Here is a 23,559-nt window from a genome sequence, read left to right as displayed (position 1 = left end):
AGGAGAATGACTTGTGGATGTTTGGTGGAGCGAGATAGGGGATGGACTGGCAAGGCTTTTTGTACAGCCATTATTTTATTGGTCTGTGATTCTGTTATTTATGTTGTCCATTCGTAGAATAAAACAAGAACGAAAGAGCTTTGGAACGAGAGTGTATGATATTTTTGCTGAGGGCAGAAGTACTTGGCGCGTCTCGCTCGTCGGGGGTAGTATCTTATCTGTACTGGCGATTGGCGGGGGGATTGTGATCACATACCCTTTCCTGCTGGTATTAAGCCTTGTAACGATTCTATTAAGTTTAACCTTGAAGCTGAGATGGCTGTCAGCTGCTTATACATTTGGAATCACTTATTTATTGCTTATGGCCGTTCCTTACATACCGACAGGTTTTCTTCCAGAAGGCTGGCAAGCTGGTCTTGAAAATGCCTCCCTGGAAGGAGTTGCCTTAATCATGAGTGTTTTGCTATTGATTGAAGGTGTAATATTAGCTAAGACCTCTTCAAGGAGAACGTTCCCGGAACGGGTAAAGGGCAATCGAGGAAAGATGGTCGGTCAGCATCGTGTGAAAAAGTTAGTGCTCATCCCGATGGTTGGATTACTTCCAGCCGGAGCGATTGAACCATTTGCTCCCTGGTGGCCATTATTTTCAATCGGTGCAAACAGCTATGGATTCATTTTTGTACCATTATTATTAGGATGGGAATGGGTGGCACGGGCTCAAACACCAAAACTTGTCGCCATGAAAACAGGGCGTCAAACACTGGTCATTGCCAGCGCAGCCTTACTTTTATCGGCTGCCAGTTTATACTTGTCTATTTTATCACTGGCAGCGGTTGTTGTATGTTTGCTGGGAAGGGAAATGATTTATGGCTACCATCGTATTCGTGAGAAACGTCAGCCTTTCTTCACAGCAGACCATCGGGGGGTGCGTATCCTTGGAACCATCCCCGGCAGTCCGGCGGACGAAATGGATCTGTTGCCGGGAGAGTTGATTGTGCGGGTGAATTCGATTCCTGTCACCTCTGTGGAAGAATTTTATGAGGCACTGCAGACCAATCGGGCATTGAGTAAAATTGAAGTAAGGGACTTTAGAGGAGAGAATCGGTTTACCCAGCGGGCCACGTATGAAGGTGAGCATCATGAGTTAGGAATCTTATTTGTTCAAGAATCTTTTCGTAAACAATTAGCAGAATAACGTAAAGTCCAAAAGCTTTGACTTCAAGGCTTTTGGACTTTTTTGTTCTAGCGCAAAACTTGTTCACATAGACTTTCTTAATGAAAATGATTCTCAAATTCATTGACAACGGTCCACTTTGCTCATAAACTAGAAAGTGCAGACAAATATTGATCGTGATTTTTCAGAATAGTAATTGATTACACAACCAACATACAAATGAGCCTCGGAGCGTTTGTAAAGGGGAGATATAGCAGATGGATTCACTGTTGGCAAACAATCTGACACTAGGATATGGCGACCAAACTATCATAGATTCATTAGATATTCAGATACCTAAGGGAAAAGTAACTGTTCTAATCGGTGGCAATGGCTGTGGTAAATCAACTTTGCTTCGTTCGTTAGCGAGACTGCTCAAGCCTAAATCAGGTCAAGTTGTACTTGACAGTGCGGATATATCCAAAATGAGGACGAAAGAAGTTGCTAAGAAAATGGCAATTTTACCGCAAAGTCCGACAACACCAGAAGGATTAAGTGTATATCAGCTGGTAAAACAGGGACGTTATCCTTATCAAAGCTGGTCCAAGCGATGGTCTCAGGAAGATGAGGATGCCGTAAATAAAGCTCTCACAGATACAAACTTGACTGAGTTAAAAGAGCGGTCAGTGGACTCCTTGTCAGGCGGCCAGCGACAGCGTGCCTGGATTGCTATGACATTAGCCCAGGATACCGATTTATTATTATTGGATGAGCCTACCACGTACTTAGATATGACACACCAGATTGATATTCTTGACTTATTATTTGATCTTAATCAGGATAACGGCCGTACAGTAGTTATGGTATTGCATGATATTAATCTGGCTTGTCGTTATGCCGATCATATCGTGGCGGTCAAGGATAAGACGGTGTATGCACAAGGAAAACCCGAGGAAGTTATCAACTGTGAGTTAATGCAGCACGTATTCGAAATGACTTGTGACGTGCGTGAGGATCCGATTTTTGGTACGCCGATGTGTATTCCCCATGGAAAAGGGCGTTGCTTAATTAAACAAGCCCAGGCAGAGGCACAAAGTCATCCACAAGCACACTTACAACAGAGACAAACGGTTTAGAATAAAAAAGACACAAATGGGCATAATTTCCCATTTGTGTCTTTTTTTTATGCGCGATTTCGTGTAATATTTTGAATAAAGAGTCAAGGAGGATCCTTATAGAGGTATGCGATGAATTGGAGAGATGGGGAGATAACAATGGAAAACACGAAAGGTTCACCTGAGGAGACCAGCTTACAAGTGGCTTTTCAAAGCACGGAGAGGGAAGTTTTAAGTTTACTTATGGAGGGCATGTCTGATTTTGTATTCCTCATGGAAGTTGAAAATTATGATAGTTTTCGATACTTATATATCAATCATACTTCTGAGCAATGTTATCAATTAAACCGATCCATCTGGAAAGGAAAGCGGATCGAAGAGATGTTAGATCAAGAAAGTGCTGCATACATAAAAAAGTACTATCAAAAGGTCGTAGAAACGGCTGAACCCCTATCATACAGAGATAAGATAGACATTCATGGGAAAGAGTTTTACGGAGAAACCCTCCTGACTCCCTTTAAAAATGCAAAAGGAGATGTTGTGCAGGTTCTAGCCATTACTCGTGATATCACAGAACTTGCTAAAAAGGAACATGAACTGGATACCGTATCTGCTGTTTACCATTCCTTATTAGAAAATACGGCGGATGCTATCTTAATCGTTGATGTTAACGGAGTAATCCTTGAAGCTAACCCTGCCTTTGAAAAAATGTACGGATTTTCAAAGGAGGAGTTGCAGCAAACCAGGTTTCCCTTTGTCCCTTCTTCTTTAAAAAAGGAAGCGGACGAGTTAATCGAAAAAGCAGTGCGCAGGGAACATATTTCGGGATATGAAACGAAGCGGCGTCATAAAAATGGCAACTGGGTAGACGTGTCAGTGACGGTTTCCCCTATTTATGGGGCAAGCGGGCATGTGATTGGGGTTAGCTCAATTATTAGAAATATTAGTGAGCAAAAGGTTATGAACCAGAATCTGAAGGCGAGCCGTACTAAGTACCAGTCGTTATTTAAATTCAACCCATACCCGGTTGTAACGTTAACGTTAAGAGGTATTATTACGAAGGTAAATCCTGCAGTGTTACATTTGCTTAATACAGATGAAGGTGAGCTTCTTCATTCCCCACTGACCAAATGGGTACATGAGGAAGAAGTATCTGCCGTGAATGAAAATATTATAGACAGCTTTTCTAAGGAAAAAACATGGTTTCAAACTCGGTTGATTTCTAATCATAAAGAGAAAATTGTAAACGTATTCCTAGCCCCCATCTTGACTGGTCAAGGAAAGGCAGGAATGTATGCTATTCTTGAAGATATTACCGACAAGGAACAGGCTGTTAGTGCCTTGAAACAAAGCGAAGCCAAATTTAAATTAATCGCCGACCATTCGCAGGATCTCATATTTGTTTTCAATCCTTATGGAAATATTCTCTATGGTTCTCCATCAAATCTTGACTTTTTCGGTTTTGACCCTATTGATACAAACAGTGAGAAAATATCACAATTCGTTCATCCTAATGAAATGGAACTATTGGAATATCGATTTAGAAAGTGTAATCAGTTTGCCCAGTCGTTTACTCTGAAGTTGCGATTTCTAAGAAAAGATCAGGAATGGGTGTGGTTTGAAGTGCGGGGCACCCCCGTTCTTGACGACCAAAACAGAGTGAGTCATGTCGTAGTTGTGTGTCGTGATATTTCAGGACAGATCAGCTATGAAGAAATGCTAAAGAGTTATGCTTTTTATGACTTCTTAACAGATTTGCCGAATCGCCGTATGTTCGAAGATCGTATAGACAACGTGTTATCGAGGAACGAACCTTTTGCACTGCTATATTTGGACGGAGATGGCTTTAAACACATTAATGATAGTTATGGTCATGATATAGGGGACGATTTTCTAAAAATGATAGGCAAACGACTAGATTACTTACGGTCAGAGAATGATATGATTGCCAGAATCGGCGGGGATGAGTTTGCTATCTTATTTACGGGAATGGCTAACGTAGAGGAAGCTAGGAAGAAAGCTGCCTGGTTTTTGAATGAGTTAAGAAAACCTTATCAAGTTGGAAATCAGCGTGTTTATTCATCTTTCTCGATTGGTGTCTCTTGCTACCCGGATGATGCTGGTTCGAAAAGTGAATTGTTTCGCCGCGCTGATCAGGCGTTGTATTATGGCAAACAACGTGGGAAGGATACAATCTGTTTTTTTCAGGATATTAAGGAAAATTAAAGGGTGGCTTCGGACCTGTTTTGAGCTTGGTCCGAAGCCATTCTTTTTATGAACTTTTGTCTGGTATATGGGAAAGGTTTTTAAGCGTATGGGTCGGCTGCAGCCCAAGTTCAGGCCACTTAGCCTGATTACGATTTACCCAGGCTGTATGAAAACCGTATTGTGCAGCACCGGCAATATCCCAAGGGTTACTGGAGAAGAAAAGAATGTCTTCCTTTTCCTGGTTCAGTTTCTCTTGCGCAAAACGATAAGCATCAGGATGCGGTTTATAAACCTTTGGATCATCTGCACTAATAAGAGAGAAGCTATTCGTAAGTTGGTTATTCTCCAGTAAAGGGTGCAGCATTGAACGTGTTCCATTAGAGAATATCGTCAATTCTTTATGCGGGTTATTCACAGCCAGCTGGGAAACCTCATTGTAAGGCTCCAGACGTTGATATTGGTTCATAAGCTGCTCAATCGTTTCTTCATTATAGTCTGCATCATTCGCAGCCAGGGCATCTATTAGGGCCCATTTTGTAACCAGATCAAAGGGGCGATATCCCTGAATAAGCTGGCGAATCATACAATAATGAATTTGGCGGTCTCGCCAGTCTTTACTAATATCGGGACCTTTCTCTGGATAACTGCGGTGTATCGCATCTTTCACCGAGTGCACATCAAACAAAGTTCCATAGGCATCAAAAACATAAGCCTGGTAATTCATTTCAATCCGCTCCTTTCAAGCTTTGCATTTGCCTTTGCAAGGCAAGGTGTTTGGCAAGTAAAAATGGAAGCACCTCCCAAGACTAGGAAAGTAGATAATTTGAAATAATTTTATTAGGTTAGTGCCAGTATCTCGAGAAATTCGATTCCGAATGTCTGAGTGGCGAAGGGGAGATGGGGGAGGAGTCGCTTTCCGTGGGAGTACGGTGAGCTTCCTCAGGCTGCCGCCTTCCGGGATCTCACCCTGTACTTTAATCCCACAGGAGTCTCCCCCTTCCCCATCTCACCTTGCCATACGTTTTTTCGGAATCATCTCTAAGTGACCCTTCTATTGCGGTTTATTAATACAATTATTCAATAGACTTTCGCAAAGGCACAGTTCCTATTTTTATTAAGTTGGTTCCGTTCATCTCATTATCGAAATGGGGGTGGGAAACTGCGAGACTCCTACGGGAAAGGAAAGACTGGCGAGACCCCGGAAGTTATCTTCAGTATTTATCTTTAGTAAAAGGGTCATTATGAAATTGACTCATTCCCTTTTTTATTTGAGACTAAACAAGCTTATACCGATTATAAATGGTTAAAAAGGGATGGGCAGATATAAGTTTTTTCAGCTATCTAGTAGTGAAGGAGCTCGTTCACAAAAATTTCATGGGGATGTGTACACATTGTACTCTTGTTTCAGGCTGTTTCATGATATGATTTGATAGATAGGACATTTATTACTCATTATTATTTTCAATAGAGAAAGGGTAAGACGATGAAGAAATTCTCCATTTTAACTACATTCATCACTTTTCTTGCGCTCATCCTTGGAAATCTGGTTGTAGCAACGGATTCAGGTGATGCTTGCGGAACGACATGGCCGTTATGTAATGGTTCAGTCTTTCCGGATATTACAAATTATCACGTGATCATCGAATATTCCCATCGCTTAATGGTGCCGTTATTAGCAATGTTGACGTTTGTTAATGCCGTGGGAGCCATTGCAAAGCATCGGGAAAGGCGTTCTGTCTTTGTTTTGGCAGTCATGAGTCTTGGTATGCTGGTCTTTCAATCATTGATCGGCGGCTTTAATGTTTTACTGGGTACACCTCCTGGGTTCACAACTCTTGATGTGACATTCAGTCAGGTGCTCTTACTGATCTTAGTTCTGCTCAGCTACAGTCTTCATAACGATAAAGTTGAACTGGATAAGGCGAGCTGGTCGACGGTGAGCATGAGTTACCGCGCTTTTTTAATTGGGTTTTCCATATATATGATACAAATCATATTAGGAGCATTCTTTAAACATAGTGCGGCTAGTAATGTACTATTGGATATTCCCGCCATGGAGTATCTAATCAGAAGTGAAGCTATTGCAAATATGATTTATTCCCTTCACTGGGTAGCTACAGTGGTCATATTCGTTGCGGCCATCTGGTTTGTTATCTATGCATCTAAATTTAAATACCATGTAACCTTATCATGGTTGTATTTGATTTCGATTTTGTCCAATGCTGTCGTAGGGTTTATCATTGTAGTGACAGGAAATGTAGTCATTGCTTCCTCGCTTCATATGATCATTTCTACAATTACTACAGTAATCGGCGGTAGTATTCTCGGTGGGTATTGGTTCAAGTTAGATAAAAAAGGAATATCATAAACCGGCGCTGTGAGAGGTAATCTTTCACAGCGTTTTTATGATGATAAAAAGCTGGTTCCGAATAAGTTTGGGACTTACTGGAGCCAGCTTTTATGCTAACTTATAAGGCAGAGTGTTCCATTATTGAAACAGTTCGCGGATTTCCTTTTCGCTTAATGATGTGAGCATGGATTCACCTGGCTGGATAATTTGGTCAACTAAATCACGTTTCTTTTGCTGAAGTTGGTGGATACGTTCTTCAATCGTTCCTTCAGAAATCATCCGGATCACCTGGACGACTTTTTCTTGGCCAATTCGATGTGCCCGGCCAGCCGCTTGCTCCTCGATCGCCGGGTTCCACCATAAATCATAGAGGATGACTGTATCTGCGCCCGTAAGGTTTAGGCCTGTGCCTCCAGCTTTTAGGGAAATAAGAAAAGCATCATTTTCTCCTTCGTTGAATCGCTCAACCATTTCTACCCGCTGCTCACTTTTCGTTTGTCCGTCCAGGTAAAAAGCGTCCAGTCCTGTTTCGGTCAGCTCCTGATGAAGTATTTTAAGCATGCTTGAGAATTGGGAGAAAATAAGGATACGATGGCCCCCGCCCTTTAGTTCGGCAACAAGTTCTTTAAGCTGCTCGAGCTTGCCTGATTCTCCTTCATAGTTTTCCAGGAATAAAGAGGGATGGCAGCAAATTTGGCGCAGGCGTGTCAGTCCGGCCAGGATTTCTAATTTACCCCGCTGGAATCCTTTTTGGGCAATAGTTTTTTGCATATCGGCTTGAATTTTTTCTAAATAAGCTAAATAAACTTCTTTTTGCGGCCGTGTCAGTTCGGAATACTGCACGGTCTCAATCTTATCTGGAAGCTCTTCCAACACCTCATTTTTCATCCTTCTTAAAATAAATGGACGTGTCATGCGGGCGATTTTCTCTGGCTTCATTTGAAGAAACTTCTTCTTGCTTGAATAAAAGCCTGGCATAATCGTACGAAATAAGGACCATAGTTCATGCAAAGAATTCTCGATTGGTGTGCCGCTTAAGGCAAAACGGTGCTTTGCCTGGAGACCGCGCACAGCCTGGGCTGTTTTCGTTGCCTCATTCTTTATCGCCTGAGCTTCGTCTAAGATCATGGCGTGGAAAGTTCTTTGTTTATAAGCGGGTGCATCCTGTCTTAGTAATGGATACGAGGTGATGAGCACATCAGCCATACTTTGTTCAATTTGATCCTTTCTCGTGAGAGGATCTCCCGTAATGACTTGAATAGATAACGATGGAGAGAACTTCTCAAATTCCTTTTTCCAATTGTAAACAAGGGAAGCGGGTGCAACAATTAAAGCGGGATTGTCCATGAGCTGTGCTTCTTTTTCATAGAGAAGAAAGGCGATACTCTGGATTGTTTTCCCTAACCCCATATCGTCAGCTAATACACCGCCTAATCCATAGGAAGCCAGTGTCTTAAGCCAGCGAAAGCCAGTCAGCTGGTAAGTGCGAAGGTCCGCTTCTAATTGGTCAGGCGGATCAATCATGAGTGACTGAGGGGAGCGCAGTCGCTGAACGAGTTGATCGAAACGCTCATTCCGTTCCTTGGCTTCAAGCTGAAGAGCTTCGTCAACTTGAAGGCTGCGTACTTTAGCTACTTGTAACGAGTGATCGTCAATATCGGTGGTCGTTAAATCAAGTTCATCTGCCAGTCTTTGAAAGCGCTCAAAGGAATCGGATGAAAGAGACAAAAAGGCCCCGTCCGACAATCGGTAATATTTCTTTCGTTCGATGGCCGCTTTTAGTGCAGCAGTGACATCATCATCTGATATCCCTTCTATTCCAAAACGAATATCAAGCCAGCTGCCATCCTCTTCGATTTGTACGGATGGAATCAACTCACGATGCTGGTCGTCGAGCAAGGAGCGTACTGAAGAAGAGGTGTACACTTCTGCCAGATCCTGCAGTCTTGGAAGATAGACACTCATAAACTCTTCAAGCTCTTCTTCCTCTTCAATATAAACGGTTTCGCCGTCAAACTTAAATTCGGCTTGCTCAATGATTTGGATGATGGCCTGTTCTGTATCGCTATCGCGTTGAACGATCACTTGATTTGAATCATGCGATTGCTTAAAAGGCTGGATCATATGTTCACCGTAATGAAATTGGACATCAACGGTAAGGGCCCAGTCTGCAAAGTCGAGATAAGCTTTAGGCTTGAGTTCTTCCTGGATTATTTTTTCTTGGGCGGTCTTGTTTAATTGAACGTGAGCAATTGATTCTAGCTCTGGCAGGACATACGATACGATCCCTTCCATATCTGCCTGGCCGACTGTATGGTTTCCGTTTGAATTGTAAGGCAGAAGAGCGTGCAAGGTTTGAACAATCTCTTCTTTTGTTTGATCAAGAAGATAAAAGCAAGCCTTTTTATAGAGCATGTGATAATCTTTCACATACTCAAAAGTTTTAAGCTGGTTCATGTGCATGTGATAGCTTCCTCGCTCTTCAGAAATATAAAAGGAAAGCTCGGGGAATTCCTTTTCAACTTGTAAAGACCCAACTTTTTCTCCTCGTTCGATGACTTCACAATCTGCTGATTCAAGCATTTGAAGTAATTTTGGCGCGAGTGAAGGGGGGATGGCTAATATTTTCTGTTCCCCGCTATTCCAGTGCCGATCATAAAAAAGCTCTTGTTCATAAGCTTTTAAGAGTGAGTTAAGAATTTGCTCATCGTTGTCCGTAAAATAATGTTCGGCAGGATCATAGCTGAACTTTTTAGAAATTTTATAAGATTCTTCTCGCTGCACATGATGGAGAAGTTGACGTATATCTTTGATTACGTAAGAATAGCTTTCCCCCAGCTTAAGTTCAATTCCGAGACTCTTACTTCCTAATAGGGACTGAACATGCAGGAAATATTGGATTTGCAATGGTCGTTTCACGGATCGTGCATGCCTGTTTTCCTGTCTGTTACGAAATGCTTCTGAGAGTCGTTTCGCGAATAATCGATCGTGATTCATGGAAGAAAAATGTTCTTTTGAAGGTGAAGCTGTTTTCATTTTGGGTGCTGCTTGCACAATGGCTTGCTCACGAATTGCTAACAGTACGGCTGCGATGTGCTTACAGCTATAATAGGAATCATAAGCAGGACATTCGCAAGTAGCTTCCAGATCATCGTCCTCAAAAAAGAAAACGCGTACTTCATAGTCATGAGTACCCGTTACTACTGCACGCCACGATCTGATGGCGCTATTGTGAGAAAGGCCGTACACTTTCCCTTTATTGTAGTAGTCTTTGCCCCGTTCATAAAACGTGGCACCAGTTATTTTCTTAATATCATTAGGTTGTAAAAGGTATGACTGCATAAAATGGCATCCTAACTATCTTTTTTTATATTATAACAGGATAAGGGGTAACATTTCTTCCCCGACTCACTATTTCTTTCTTCAACCTAAGTTAATACATTTTCTTCCACCTCAGGTCATCCAATTTTTGGATGACCTGAGGTGGAAGGGAATTCCAGGATTGATTTTATGGGTGGGTTGTGCTACTTTCTAGTGTATGGAGTAAGATAAATTCAGAAGACCGCTTGCTTCGGGTGAGCGGTTTTTGTATGGAGTGAAGAGGCCAATGTGATACGTATATCCTGCCTGAAGCATATAGAATGAAAGAGACTACGATTTGGAGGATATCACGATGACGATAAAAAATGAAATGAAGAAACGTCGCACATTTGCGATTATTTCTCACCCTGATGCAGGGAAAACAACGATAACTGAAAAGATGCTGTTATTTGGTAATTTGATTCGTTCAGCAGGGACGGTTAAAGGGAAGAAATCGGGCAAATTTGCGACATCTGATTGGATGGAAATTGAAAAGCAGCGTGGAATCTCTGTTACCTCAAGTGTTATGAACTTTCCTTATAAAGACTACCAGGTTAATATTCTGGATACACCTGGTCACGAAGATTTCAGTGAAGATACGTACAGAACGTTAACGGCGGTTGATAGTGTTGTGATGGTTATTGACGGTACGAAAGGGATAGAGGCTCAAACTCTTAAACTCTTCAAGGTATGTAAAATGCGCGGAATTCCGATTTTTACGTTTATCAATAAAATGGACCGTGAAGGACGTGAACCTCTCGAATTAATGGAGGAGATTGAATCCACCCTGAATATCGAAACGTATCCGATGACATGGCCTGCAGGTATGGGCAAACGTTTCTTAGGTGTGTTTGATCGTCACAACGAGCAGTTTGTGCAATTCACAGGGAACGAAGAAGAGACGTATATCCCGTACGATCAACTGGATCGTCATAAAGAGTTAACTGAAGATCCGACTTTTCAAGAGGCAGAAGATGAGATGATGCTCGTCGATGAAGCAGGAGATGGTTTTGATCTGGAAAAAGTGATGAAGGGCGACCAGACGCCTGTCTTTTTCGGGAGTGCGCTTGCGCCATTTGGTGTGGAAACCTTTTTCAATACCTTTATCGACTTCGCACCGGAACCGGCTCCGCGGCGTTCCACTGAAGGAATCGTCTCACCTGATCATGAAGAATTCTCCGGCTTTGTTTTCAAAATTCAAGCCAATATGAACCCTCAGCATCGGGACCGAATAGCATTTGTTCGAATATGTTCAGGAAAGTTTGAACGAGGAATGAATGTGACGCTGTCAAGAACAGGGAAGACATTCAAGCTTGCCCAGTCGCAGCAGTTTGTCGCTTCCTCACGAGGCACGGTTGAAGAAGGTTACGCCGGGGATATTATCGGAATTTATGATCCGAACATCTACCGGATTGGCGATACGATTGTGACCGGAAAACAAAACTTCGAATACGATGAGCTTCCGCAGTTCCCGCCTGAGCTATTCAAAAAAGTGACAGCAAAGAACGTAATGAAGTCGAAGCAGTTTAAAAAAGGATTGGAGCAGCTTGTGCAAGAAGGAGCCATTCAGTTATTCAAGCGTTATCGATTCGAAGACTATATTATTGGAGCCGTTGGAGAGCTTCAGTATGAGGTATTTGAATATCGAATGAAAAATGAGTACAATGTCGAAGTAGAGTTAACCTCAATTGGTGAGAGGATCCCTCGTTGGCTTTCGGAAGATCAAGTAGATGAATCCATGTTCGATGAACGGAATATGCTTGCCGTTGACCGCGAAGGAAATCCACTTGTGTTGTTTAAAAATGATTTCTCACTGCGTTGGTTTGAAGATAAACATGAGGATATAGAATTGATTGATTTGTTTGAAGTGAATCAATACGATCAGTCCTATCAATAATAGAACCGTGAAGAGGCTGAGACAAAACTGAATTAAGTATAAAATAATCCGAACGATTGAATTAGTTCGGATTATTTGTATGACAAGAAAGAAATTTTCCCCATCGCTCCGTCAAAATACTTCGCTTTCCGTGGGCACGGCCTCAGTTTCCTCAGAAAGCAAAGAACGCTTTCCTGCGGGATCTTCGACTCGTGCTGTTCCCACAGGAGTCTTCGTATTTTGACTACGCTAATGATTTGCGTTTATACTATTCAATTTTATTTCGTTCGTTTTTTGACTTCATTGTTTTACTTATGTCCCAGTCTCTTTTTTGAATTTTTTCCTAAATGTGCAATGAATCTGGCAAAAATACAATTCTGTAATTTTATGTGCAATTAGGTGATGTGTTTGTGCAATTCACTAGCTGTTAATGCCCATGACCCCTTATTGCAAAAAAATAAACCGAATGTTTGTTCGTTTTATGTTAGAATGGTAAACTATTGTGGTAGACTATTGATGAATAGCGTATGAACGGAGGTTGTCCACATGGAAACGGAGAATCGATTCGAATTAGTATCTGATTATAAGCCGCAAGGCGATCAGCCGAAAGCCATCCAGGAACTCGTGGATGGAATTGAGCGTGGAGAAAAACACCAAACCTTGCTCGGTGCAACAGGTACAGGTAAAACATTTACAATGTCCAATGTAATTCAGCAGGTGAATAAACCAACGTTAATCATTGCTCACAATAAGACATTGGCAGGTCAATTATATAGTGAGTTTAAGGAATTTTTCCCGAACAATGCGGTGGAGTACTTTGTAAGTTTCTATGATTACTATCAGCCGGAAGCTTATGTGCCCCAGACCGATACATTTATTGAGAAGGATTCTAACATCAATGATGAAATTGACAAGCTGCGTCATTCGGCAACGACTTCTTTGTTTGAGAGAAACGATGTCATTATTGTAGCAAGTGTTTCGTGTATATACGGTTTAGGTTCTCCGGAAGAATACAGCAGTCAGGTTCTTTCTATTCGTCAAGGTATGGAACGGGATCGGGATGAACTGCTCAGATTTCTCGTCGATATTCAATATGCCCGCAATGATATTGACTTCCAGCGTGGAACTTTTCGGGTCAGAGGGGATTCTGTTGAGATTATTCCAGCCTCAAAAGAAGAGCATGCCATCAGGGTTGAATTCTTTGGTGATGAAATAGATCGTATTCGTGAAATTGATGTGCTGACAGGGGAAATTGTCGGCGAACGTGAACATGTTGCCATTTTCCCAGCCTCTCACTTCGTTACAAGGGAGCAAAAGTTAAAAAAGGCGATCGAAAATATAGAAAAAGAAATGCATGCAAGAATAAAAGAGCTTAAAGACCAAAATAAACTGTTGGAAGCACAGCGGCTTGAACAACGGACAAATTACGATTTAGAGATGATGAATGAAATGGGATTCTGTTCTGGAATCGAGAACTACTCCCGCCATCTAACGTTCAGGGAAGAAGGAGCCATGCCTTATACACTGCTTGATTACTTCCCTGATGACTTTCTCATTATGGCGGATGAGTCTCATGTGATGCTTCCGCAAATTCGCGGCATGTATAACGGAGATCGGGCACGAAAACAGGTGCTCGTGGACCATGGTTTTCGACTTCCTTCAGCTCTTGATAACCGTCCGTTGACGTTCGGTGAATTTGAGAAGCACATTAATTTGATTACGTATGTATCCGCTACACCCGGAAATTATGAGATGGAGCATACTGAAAAGTTAACCGAGCAGATCATTCGACCGACAGGGCTGCTCGATCCAGAAATTGAAGTTCGTCCGATTCATGGTCAGATTGATGATTTAGTTGGCGAAATTAACATGCGCAGTGAACGTAATGAACGGGTGCTTGTTACAACGTTAACGAAAAAAATGTCTGAAGACCTTACTGACTATTTGAAAGATCTAGGGATAAAAGTTGCTTATCTTCATTCGGAAATTAAAACGTTTGAACGAATTGAAATTATAAGGGACCTGAGGCTTGGTAAATATGATGTTCTTGTAGGGATTAACCTGCTGCGGGAGGGTCTCGATATTCCTGAGGTATCACTGGTTACGATTTTGGATGCGGATAAAGAAGGATTCTTACGTTCGGATCGTTCTCTAATCCAGACCATTGGTCGTGCTGCTCGTAACGAAAATGGCCTTGTTATTATGTATGCCGATAAAACGACCAAATCCATGCAATATGCGATTGAGGAAACGTATCGTCGGCGTGAAAAGCAAATTGCTTACAATAAACAACACGGTATAACTCCGAAAACGATCAATAAGCAAATCCGTGATGTGATTCAAGTCAGCAAAGTTGCTGAAGACACAACCACCTATGGGACTGAGAAAAAACCTTCAGAAATGACAAAGAAAGAACGCGCCGAGCTGGTTGATAATTTAGAGACAGAAATGAAACAGGCAGCTAAGGACCTTGACTTTGAAAGAGCGGCTGAGCTTCGTGATATCATTTTGGAACTTAAAGCGGAAGGATGATGGCTTATGGCCAGTAAAAATATCAGTATCAAGGGAGCAAGAGCTCACAATTTAAAAAACATTGACATTGATGTTCCAAAGAATAAACTTGTGGTCATGACGGGTCTTTCCGGCTCAGGGAAGTCATCCCTTGCTTTTGACACGATTTATGCGGAAGGACAGCGACGGTATGTGGAATCACTGAGTGCTTATGCCCGTCAGTTTCTTGGGCAGATGGACAAGCCTGATGTAGATTCTATTGAAGGATTGTCTCCGGCTATTTCAATTGATCAAAAAACTACAAGTCGAAACCCCCGTTCTACAGTAGGAACGGTAACAGAAATCTTTGATTATCTTCGATTGCTGTTTGCGAGAATCGGGCGGCCCACTTGTCCGAATCACGGGATAGAAATTGACTCACAGACCGTGCAGCAAATGGTTGATCAGATTATGGAACATCCTGAACGCACGAAGCTGCAAGTTCTAGCTCCTGTAATATCAGGTCGTAAAGGACAACATGTCAAAGTCTTTGATCAACTGCAAAAAGAAGGCTATGTGCGTTTGCGGGTTGATGGAGAAATGCGTGAAATCACAGAAGAGTTTAATCTTGAGAAAAATAAAAAGCACTCTATTGAAGTCGTTGTGGATCGTGTTGTCGTTAAAGAAGGCGTAGAGGGGCGGCTTTCTGATTCACTTGAAACGGCTCTTAACCTTGGCGGCGGCCATGTGCTGATCGATGTGATCGACGGCGAGGAAATGACGTTCAGCGAGCATCATGCTTGTCCGATTTGCGGATTTTCAGTGAGCGAACTGGAGCCGCGTATGTTTTCATTCAACAGCCCATTTGGTGCATGTAATCGCTGCGATGGTCTTGGAACGAAACTTGAAGTGGACATTGACTTAGTCATACCTGATTGGAACAAGACATTAAATGAACACGCGATAGCAGCCTGGGAGCCGACAAGTTCTCAATACTATCCTCAACTGCTGAAAAGTGTCGCTCAACATTACCAGATTGACTTAAATAAACCTGTTAAAGACTTGCCTAAGGAACAAATGGATCGAGTGTTATATGGCAGCGGCAAAGAAAAGATCTTTTTCCGTTATGAAAATGACTTTGGAAAAGTACGGGAAAATGAGATTTACTTTGAAGGGGTTGTGCCGAATGTTTCCAGAAGGTACCGTGAAACGGGTTCGGATTTTATCAGGGAACAAATGGAAAAATATATGATCCAGAAGCCATGCCCAAAATGTAAGGGAAATCGCCTGAATGAAGAAGCACTGGCTGTCCAAATTAATGGGGAGCACATTGGTCGTACAACAGATTTTTCTGTAGTGGAAGCAAAGCAATTCTTTGAAACATTGGAGCTGACGGAAAAAGAGAGAACGATTGCCAAGATGATTCTTAAGGAAATTTGTGAGCGTTTAAGTTTTCTAGCTAATGTGGGCCTTGATTATTTAACGCTATCCAGATCTGCCGGCACCCTGTCTGGAGGGGAAGCACAACGAATCCGGCTGGCAACGCAAATTGGATCGGCATTAACCGGAGTCCTATATGTACTGGATGAACCTTCAATCGGGTTACATCAACGTGACAATGATCGACTGATTACTACACTAAAACGAATGAGAGATTTAGATAATACACTGATCGTTGTGGAGCACGACGAAGACACGATGCTCGCTGCTGATTATTTAATTGATATCGGGCCAGGAGCTGGAACCCACGGAGGAGAGATTGTAGCCGAAGGGACACCAAAGCAAGTAATGAGTAATAAAAAATCGTTAACAGGACAGTACTTAGCTGGGGAAAGATTCATCCCGTTACCCGCAAAAAGGCGCAAACCTGACGGACGCTACCTTAAGATCAAGCAGGCTGAAGAGAACAACTTGAAAAGGGTAAACGCTAAAATTCCGCTCGGCTTATTGACTGCTGTTACAGGCGTGTCGGGTTCCGGTAAAAGTACACTAATCAATGAAATCCTGTACAAGTCACTATCGAAGAAGCTTCATAGAAGTAAACAAAAGCCTGGAAAGCATAAGGAAATCGAAGGAATCAATATGCTGGAGAAAGTGATTGATATTGATCAGTCACCGATTGGGCGTACTCCTCGCTCTAACCCGGCTACGTATACGGGTGTGTTCGATAATATCCGTGATGTGTTTGCTCAGACGAATGAAGCAAAAATCCGCGGCTATAAAAAGGGACGCTTTAGTTTTAACGTAAAAGGCGGCCGTTGTGAAGCATGTCGCGGAGATGGAATAATAAAAATTGAAATGCACTTTTTACCAGATGTTTATGTGCCATGTGAAGTGTGTGACGGGAAACGCTACAATCGTGAAACGCTGGAAGTGAAGTATAAAGGGAAAAGTATTGCTGATGTGTTAGAGATGACGATCGAAGAATCTCTTGATTTCTTTGCAAACATTCCTAAGATCAGCCGGAAACTTCAGACTGTAGCTGATGTTGGATTAGAATACGTTAAACTTGGACAACCAGCAACAACTCTGTCTGGGGGAGAAGCACAACGTGTAAAACTAGCCAGTGAGCTGCATCGCCGCTCCAATGGAAAGTCCTTTTATATTCTGGATGAACCAACCACAGGACTGCATGTAGATGACATTTCACGGTTGCTAAAGGTGCTTCAACGACTGGTCGACAACGGAGACTCTGTATTAATTATTGAGCACAACTTGGATGTAATTAAAGAAGCTGATCACATTATCGATCTCGGTCCTGAAGGCGGAGAAAAAGGTGGACAGATTATTGCGACGGGAACGCCGGAAAATATCGCCGATCAAACGGATTCCTATACAGGTAAATACTTAAAACCTGTTCTTCAGCGGGATAGAAAACGGATGGAAGACAAACTGAAGTCGAAAGAAAAAGTATTAAAATAATAAGTAGATGTTTTGACGGTTTGATCGTAATTAAGTATCGTTAAACAAGAGACGTTTTAACGGGAGGAATTTTGGGATGAAAGCGATCGAACAAACAGTTGTTCAGGAAAAGATCAATGACCTAGCGAATCACGATGTATATGTACATTTAGAAACAACGAATGGGGCATATGCCAGCCATTTTGATGAGAAAGCATACAATGTCGGGGCGTTTATTAGAAATGCGCACGTTTCGTACCAGCACGGTAAGATTGTCAGCACAGGAGGTTCATACCGAGTTGGGCTAAAACTGGACCTTGGCTGGGTTTATGCTGAGGGAGTGACCGACTTTGAAATCGATGATAAAGGGCGGCTGCTGATGGCGGGCCATGACCGGGAAGGGCGCTTGATGGTGGCTCTGGAAATTAGTGAAACACCTTTTTCTCATGAGGCGGATGTTCATGAGTAATCAGCATGTTGTCGTTATTTTCCCTCATCCAGATGATGAATCATTCGGTGCATCTGGCACCATTTCAAAATTTAGAACTGAAGAGATTCCCGTCACCTATCTATGTGGAACGCTTGGTGAAATGGGCAGAAATATGGGAAGTCCGGTATTCGCGAATCGGGAAACATTATCTTCTTATCGAAAGCAGGAATTAACTGAAGCTGCAAGGCGGTTGGATATTGATGTTGAACTGCTGGGATATCGGGACAAGACATTAGAATTTGAACCGCGGGGAGAGGTAGCTGACTACTTGTTGAACAGGTTGAAAGCCTTGAAGCCCAGCCTTGTCATTACACACTATCCAGGTTATGCTGTTCACCCTGATCATGATGCACTGGCTGCAGCAGTAGTTGACGCTGTCGGTCAAATAGATGAGTCGGTACGGCCTGAAGTATGGATGCATGCCATATCCAATCATCATGAGGAAGATCTTGGAGAACCCGATTATATATTTGATATTGAACCTTATTGGGAGCAGAAACTGGCGGCGATTCAGGCTCATTTATCCCAGGCTGATGGCATGATGAGCTTAATTGATGACCATGATAAGAAGTCAGAACAGACAGCGCGATTGAAGTCAGAACGTTTTTATAATTGGAAGTTCACTTAATGTTCTTAAGCACCTTAGATGACAGTATTGTCTTTAAGGTGCTTTTTTAGTTTTCAACTTTCCTAAATAGGGAAGGCTTAAAGAAAAGGAGCGATTAGATCATGAATGAAGAACGCATGAGAATTCTTACGATGATTGAAAAAGGAACCATTTCTGCAGAAGAAGGAGCAAAGCTGCTGACTGCTATTGAAGAAAAGGATTCAAATACGAAGTCCTCAAAAAAGAAATATGGCTTCAAGGATTTTATCGGTGAAGCTGTTGATAAAATAAAAAACACCGACTTTGACTTATCGTTTGGAGAGTCTGTTGAATTTAAGCATGAATTTGAAACGGATGCGACTTCTTTTCACGATATTGATGCATCTATTGCGAACGGATCGATTGACATTCTACCGTGGCAAGAAGACCGTGTTCGTGCTGAATATCAAGTGAAGGTGTATCAAGTTGAAAGTGAAGAGGAAGCTAGATCCAGATTTCAGACAGACAATCAGTTTGAAGTTGGCCAGGACCTTCTGCGGATATCGAGCCCATCTAAAAAAGTGAAAGCTTCTATAAAACTTTATGTACCAGAAAATGAATATGAGTTTATTAAAGTTAAAATATCAAACGGATCGGTGACGTCTACCTCGATTAATGCGACTCATTTTCATTTAAAAACCTCAAATGGATCTATCCAATTAAAAGGTGCTCAAGGGGAAGCGAGTAAACTTTCAACAGGTAATGGTTCTATTACCGTGACTGACAGTAAGTTTGAAACGTGCGAAACAGAAACCATCCATGGGAGTATGACACTTAATGGCCAGTTCGGAAAAAATGACGCGACTACGATTTCAGGGGCGATTCATGTGACGAACAGCGGCGGTCATGCCCATACCGGTTTTTTCAAAACTGTAAGAGGAAGCATTACACTGACACTGCCGCCTCATAAACGCATTGACGGCAAATTGAAATCTTCTGTAGGAAGTTTGAATTGTGAACTCGACAATTACAAGATTTTGAATAATAAAAAGGAAGTCATGAATAAAGAGCTTCAATTTGAAGCACATGAAGAGTATGAGGATGCGTATCATTTAGAAGCAGAAACAAAAACGGGATCTGTAACGATTAAGAATCCTCGTTTGTAAATCCTGCTGCTAGAAGTGAGGGATAGAGGATGAAAAGCTGGATATTACACATTTTGGTGAATGCGGCTGCCATCATTATCGTCGGCGCCTTGTTTGCTTCGGTAACGATCGATGGATTTGGCGGGGCATTGCTTGCCGCCTTCATACTATCGATTTTGAACGCCATTGTGCGCCCTATTCTAGTGGTGTTAACCTTACCGATTACAGTCGTAACCCTTGGGTTATTTCTATTTATAGTTAATGCGATCACGTTAGCTATGACCGATGCTTTTTTGGGAAGTACATTCGAAATCGCCAGTTTCGGAATGACGATCGTGGCCGCGATCTTGATTTCCCTGATTAACCTTGTGTTGAACAGCTTTATTAAAGAATAACGGCAAAAAGAGAGGCCGGTTCGCTTTCAATAGCGGACCGGTCTCTTTTTTCTCTAAGCTTGAAAAACGTGCTACAATAGGAGAAGTGACTGCATGATTTAATCCACAGGAGGTAAAGGTATGAACAAGGTTAGAACGGAGCATTTACTTGAGCAGTTTAACTTGGAGATTGTGGCAGGAGAAGACGGTGTTCACCGTGAAATACATATGAGTGATATTTCCCGCCCTGGGATCGAAATGACGGGATACTTTAAATATTACCCGAAAAGAAGGTTACAACTATTAGGAAAAACGGAGCTTTCTTATTTTAATGACCTTACACATGAGCAGCGTCGCGATCGAGCCGAGCAATTGTGTACGGATGTTACGCCGGGAATTGTCATTACGAGAGGCATGGATATTCCTGAAGAGTTGTCAGTGGCGGCTAAGGAAGGCGCTGTTCCACTGATGCGCTCCCCTTACAAAACGACAAGAGTAATCAGTCGGCTGACTAATTTTTTGGAAACAAAATTTGCACCTTTCACAGCGATTCACGGGGTGTTGGTTGATATCTATGGGATCGGAGTACTGATTACTGGACAAAGCGGAGTCGGTAAAAGTGAAACGGCTTTGGAACTCGTGAAGCGCGGGCATCGCCTCGTAGCTGATGATAGTGTAGAGATTAGACAAGAGGATTATGACCGTTTAATTGGAAACAGCCCCCCGCTAATTGAACACTTGCTTGAGATTCGCGGGCTGGGTATTATTAATGTTATGACCTTGTTCGGGGCAGGTGCAGTTAGGAGTTTCAAGCGTATTACCCTTGTAATCAACCTTGAAATATGGGATAAAAACAAACAGTATGATCGCCTTGGTCTTGAAGAAGAGACAATGAAAATTATGGATGTTGAAATTCCTAAAGCGACCATTCCGGTTCGTCCAGGACGAAACTTAGCTGTCATTATTGAAGTGGCCGCGATGAACTTCCGTTTGAAACGAATGGGTGTGAACGCTGCGGAAGAATTTTCAGAGCGTTTAACAAAAGTAATTGATGATGATCAATCGAATAATGAGTAAGGGAGAGTGACCTTGTGGCTTGTACACCCGAAGCATTAGATCGTGTCTTTTTACAGTTAGGACCCCTGTCAATCTATTGGTATGGTGTCATTATTGCAGCTGGCGCATTTCTTGGCCTATGGCTGGCAACTAAAGAATCAGAACGATTAGGTGTAAATAAAGATTATATGGTAGATATTGTGGTCTATGCGATACCCGCTGCGATCGTATGTGCACGTATTTATTATGTTGTGTTTGAATGGGACCGTTACGCAGGCGGTCCGTGGTGGGACGTGTTTGCGATATGGGAAGGCGGAATTGCAATTCACGGGGCTTTAATAGGTGCTGTATTGACCGCTTATATTTATACTAAGCTAAAGGGCGTGTCTTTTTGGATGATGACGGACATTGCCGCCCCCAGCATTATTTTAGGACAGGCTATCGGCAGGTGGGGCAACTTTATGAACCAGGAGGCTCATGGTGGTCCTGTTACGGAAAGCTTTTATAACAACTTTATGCAATACTTACCAGAGTTTATAAATCAGCAGATGTGTATCGGTGGAACATTATATCATCCTACCTTTTTATATGAGTCATTGTGGAACATTGGAGGATTTATAGTCCTGTTAATCTTAAGATACAAATTTAATCCTCGTCGTGGTGAAGTGTTCCTAAGTTATGTAATCTGGTATTCTTTCGGACGCTTCTTTATTGAAGGCATGCGTACGGATAGCTTGTACTTGTTTGGGGAGATTCGTACAGCCCAGCTTATTTCTGTTGTCCTTATCGCTTTAGCCATCGTGGTTATGGTTTATCGTCGAAAGACCGGTTTAGCGGATAAATATTATAATGGAAAGAAAGTAAAATAGAGGAGAGACATAGGCATGTACGGCATCTTAAAGCGTGGTCTAACTAAAGGTCTTCAACTGACATGGACATTAGGAAAAGTTATTTTCCCCGTCACTCTGATAGTGACGATTCTTCAATTCACTCCAGTCCTTCCATGGGCAATGAATAAGCTTGAGCCAATTATGGGGTGGATTGGTCTCTCCGGGGAGGCGGCAGTTCCACTTGTGCTCGGAAATTTCCTGAACTTGTATGCTGGAATTGCTGCGATTATAACCTTTGATTTTACTGTGAAAGAGGTATTTATACTAGCCGTCATGCTGTCTTTTTCACATAACCTTTTGATTGAATCTACGGTTGCGAAAAAGGTTGGAGTCAGTTGGTGGTTTGTAGTAGGTGTCAGGCTTAGTCTTGCCTTCGTATCTGCTTTTCTGATTAATTTGTTTTGGAAAGGTGGACAAGAACAGGCTGTTTATGGGTTCGCTCCTGAGCAGCAGGCTGTTCCTGAAGGGTGGACAGAGATTATAATACATGGTGTGCAAACAGCACTGATCGGAATTGTTCAGTTGGCCTTTATTGTTATTCCGTTAATGATTGTGATGCAGTATTTACGGGAGAGCGGCTGGCTGACCAGATTTTCTGGCTGGGTGGCTCCGGCGACCCGCTTTCTTGGAATGGAACGTAATACATCGATGACGCTTGTGGCTGGTCTTACGATTGGCCTCGCATATGGTGCGGGGCTGATGATTCAGGCTGTAGAAGAAGATGGCGTTTCTAAAAAAGACATGTATTTGGCAGTATTATTTTTAGTGTCCTGCCATGCCGTTGTCGAGGATACTCTCGTCTTCATTCCGCTTGGGATTCCGATCTGGCCATTATTACTTATTCGGTTGTTGACAGCGATTGTGCTTACTGCTGCTGTCGGATTTGTCTGGAATAAGTTACAACGAGAAAGAAAGGAAACGACTAATGAGCATACGTACAATACTTTTTGATTTAGATGGAACACTAATTGATACAAATGAACTGATTATTGCGTCGTTTATTCATACTATTGAACGATATGGCAAACGTCCATTCAGCAGGGAGGAAATCATCGAATTTATCGGACCGCCTTTAAAAGATAGTATGCAGCAGATTGATGCTGAACGCGTTGATGAATTGATTGATGCATATCGTGCCCATAATTTGAGCCATCATGACGATTATGTAACGGCGTATGATGGCGTGGTGGAGACAATTCAGACTTTAAAAGAACAGGGATTTCGTCTTGGAATCGTAACGACTAAGATGCGCCAGACCGTTGAGATGGGCCTCGCACTAACAGGTCTTGATCACATGTTTGATGTGGTCATAACACTTGATGACGTGACACATGCCAAGCCGCATCCAGAGCCAATTGAAAAGGCTTTAAAAGCACTCGGCTCACAAGCATCAGAGGCACTTATGGTGGGGGATAACACTCATGATATTGAAGCAGGTCAGCATGCAGGAACAGCAACAGCCGGTGTAGCCTGGACAGTAAAAGGCAGAGAGGTGCTTGATGCGTTAGAACCCGATTATATGTTCACCAATATGAGGGACTTACTGAAGATAACGGGAGGATAAG

At 42.4% G+C, this 23,559-nt stretch carries 17 protein-coding genes; 15 read left to right on the top strand and 2 right to left on the bottom strand.

The genetic code is table 11. The annotated features are described in order from the left end of the window. Window positions 1–13 precede the first annotated feature (13 nt). The 3 genes from G6R08_RS04380 (at window position 14) to G6R08_RS04370 (ending at window position 4,494) form a co-directional block, all read left to right on the top strand. Window positions 14–1,195, top strand: coding sequence for a PDZ domain-containing protein (locus G6R08_RS04380; protein ID WP_163526855.1), 1,182 nt, complete (start codon window positions 14–16; stop codon window positions 1,193–1,195). 236 nt (window positions 1,196–1,431) lie between these two features. Next, a complete protein-coding gene (locus G6R08_RS04375) occupies window positions 1,432–2,289 on the top strand; it encodes an ABC transporter ATP-binding protein (protein WP_163526854.1) in 858 nt (285 codons plus the stop codon). Between the two features lie 138 nt (window positions 2,290–2,427). After that, window positions 2,428–4,494, top strand: coding sequence for a PAS domain S-box protein (locus G6R08_RS04370; RefSeq protein WP_163526853.1), 2,067 nt, complete (start codon window positions 2,428–2,430; stop codon window positions 4,492–4,494). A 46-nt stretch (window positions 4,495–4,540) separates the two neighbouring features. Here G6R08_RS04370 and G6R08_RS04365 read toward each other — a convergent pair whose 3' ends face one another. Continuing rightward, window positions 4,541–5,200: a haloacid dehalogenase type II gene (locus G6R08_RS04365; RefSeq protein WP_163526852.1), complete on the bottom strand. Its 660-nt coding sequence runs from the start codon at window positions 5,198–5,200 to the stop codon at window positions 4,541–4,543. A gap of 759 nt (window positions 5,201–5,959) precedes the next feature. Between G6R08_RS04365 and G6R08_RS04360 the strand changes: the two genes are divergently transcribed. Then, complete coding sequence (locus G6R08_RS04360) at window positions 5,960–6,844, top strand: COX15/CtaA family protein (protein ID WP_163526851.1); 885 nt, start codon at window positions 5,960–5,962, stop codon at window positions 6,842–6,844. A gap of 120 nt (window positions 6,845–6,964) precedes the next feature. Here G6R08_RS04360 and G6R08_RS04355 read toward each other — a convergent pair whose 3' ends face one another. Then, a complete protein-coding gene (locus tag G6R08_RS04355) occupies window positions 6,965–10,168 on the bottom strand; it encodes a DEAD/DEAH box helicase (RefSeq protein WP_163526850.1) in 3,204 nt (1,067 codons plus the stop codon). A 331-nt stretch (window positions 10,169–10,499) separates the two neighbouring features. Here G6R08_RS04355 and G6R08_RS04350 point away from each other — a divergent pair, with 331 nt between their 5' ends. The 11 genes from G6R08_RS04350 (at window position 10,500) to ppaX (ending at window position 23,558) form a co-directional block, all read left to right on the top strand. Next, the gene (locus G6R08_RS04350; RefSeq protein ID WP_163526849.1) at window positions 10,500–12,083 is read left to right on the top strand and encodes a peptide chain release factor 3; all 1,584 of its coding nucleotides are present in this window, start codon (window positions 10,500–10,502) and stop codon (window positions 12,081–12,083) included. A gap of 525 nt (window positions 12,084–12,608) precedes the next feature. After that, window positions 12,609–14,594 (top strand): excinuclease ABC subunit UvrB, encoded by a 1,986-nt coding sequence (gene uvrB, locus G6R08_RS04345; RefSeq protein ID WP_163526848.1) that lies wholly within the window; start codon window positions 12,609–12,611, stop codon window positions 14,592–14,594. A gap of 6 nt (window positions 14,595–14,600) precedes the next feature. Beyond that, window positions 14,601–17,474, top strand: coding sequence for an excinuclease ABC subunit UvrA (uvrA, locus tag G6R08_RS04340; RefSeq protein WP_163526847.1), 2,874 nt, complete (start codon window positions 14,601–14,603; stop codon window positions 17,472–17,474). 76 nt (window positions 17,475–17,550) lie between these two features. Further along, a complete protein-coding gene (locus tag G6R08_RS04335) occupies window positions 17,551–17,922 on the top strand; it encodes a YojF family protein (RefSeq protein ID WP_163526846.1) in 372 nt (123 codons plus the stop codon). Then, window positions 17,915–18,571 (top strand): bacillithiol biosynthesis deacetylase BshB2, encoded by a 657-nt coding sequence (gene bshB2, locus G6R08_RS04330; protein ID WP_163526845.1) that lies wholly within the window; start codon window positions 17,915–17,917, stop codon window positions 18,569–18,571. The genes G6R08_RS04335 and bshB2 overlap by 8 nt, the downstream gene beginning before the upstream one ends. Window positions 18,572–18,672: 101 nt before the next feature. Continuing rightward, window positions 18,673–19,695, top strand: coding sequence for a DUF4097 family beta strand repeat-containing protein (locus G6R08_RS04325; RefSeq protein ID WP_163526844.1), 1,023 nt, complete (start codon window positions 18,673–18,675; stop codon window positions 19,693–19,695). Window positions 19,696–19,724: 29 nt separating this feature from the next. Further along, the gene (locus tag G6R08_RS04320; protein ID WP_163526843.1) at window positions 19,725–20,069 is read left to right on the top strand and encodes a phage holin family protein; all 345 of its coding nucleotides are present in this window, start codon (window positions 19,725–19,727) and stop codon (window positions 20,067–20,069) included. A 120-nt stretch (window positions 20,070–20,189) separates the two neighbouring features. Beyond that, the gene (hprK, locus tag G6R08_RS04315; RefSeq protein ID WP_163526842.1) at window positions 20,190–21,125 is read left to right on the top strand and encodes an HPr(Ser) kinase/phosphatase; all 936 of its coding nucleotides are present in this window, start codon (window positions 20,190–20,192) and stop codon (window positions 21,123–21,125) included. Window positions 21,126–21,139: 14 nt separating this feature from the next. After that, complete coding sequence (lgt, locus tag G6R08_RS04310; RefSeq protein ID WP_163526841.1) at window positions 21,140–21,973, top strand: prolipoprotein diacylglyceryl transferase; 834 nt, start codon at window positions 21,140–21,142, stop codon at window positions 21,971–21,973. Between the two features lie 15 nt (window positions 21,974–21,988). Further along, window positions 21,989–22,945 (top strand): nucleoside recognition domain-containing protein, encoded by a 957-nt coding sequence (locus tag G6R08_RS04305; RefSeq protein ID WP_163526840.1) that lies wholly within the window; start codon window positions 21,989–21,991, stop codon window positions 22,943–22,945. After that, window positions 22,920–23,558 (top strand): pyrophosphatase PpaX, encoded by a 639-nt coding sequence (gene ppaX / locus G6R08_RS04300; RefSeq protein WP_163526839.1) that lies wholly within the window; start codon window positions 22,920–22,922, stop codon window positions 23,556–23,558. The genes G6R08_RS04305 and ppaX overlap by 26 nt, the downstream gene beginning before the upstream one ends. Window position 23,559 lies beyond the last annotated feature (1 nt).

Origin of the sequence: Halobacillus ihumii (assembly GCF_902726645.1) — a bacterium.
GTDB classification, from domain to species: Bacteria; Bacillota; Bacilli; order Bacillales; family Halobacillaceae; genus Halobacillus_A; species Halobacillus_A ihumii.
The sequence above is the reverse complement of the archived record's forward strand: the minus strand, read 5'-3'. Positions and strand labels throughout refer to the sequence as shown.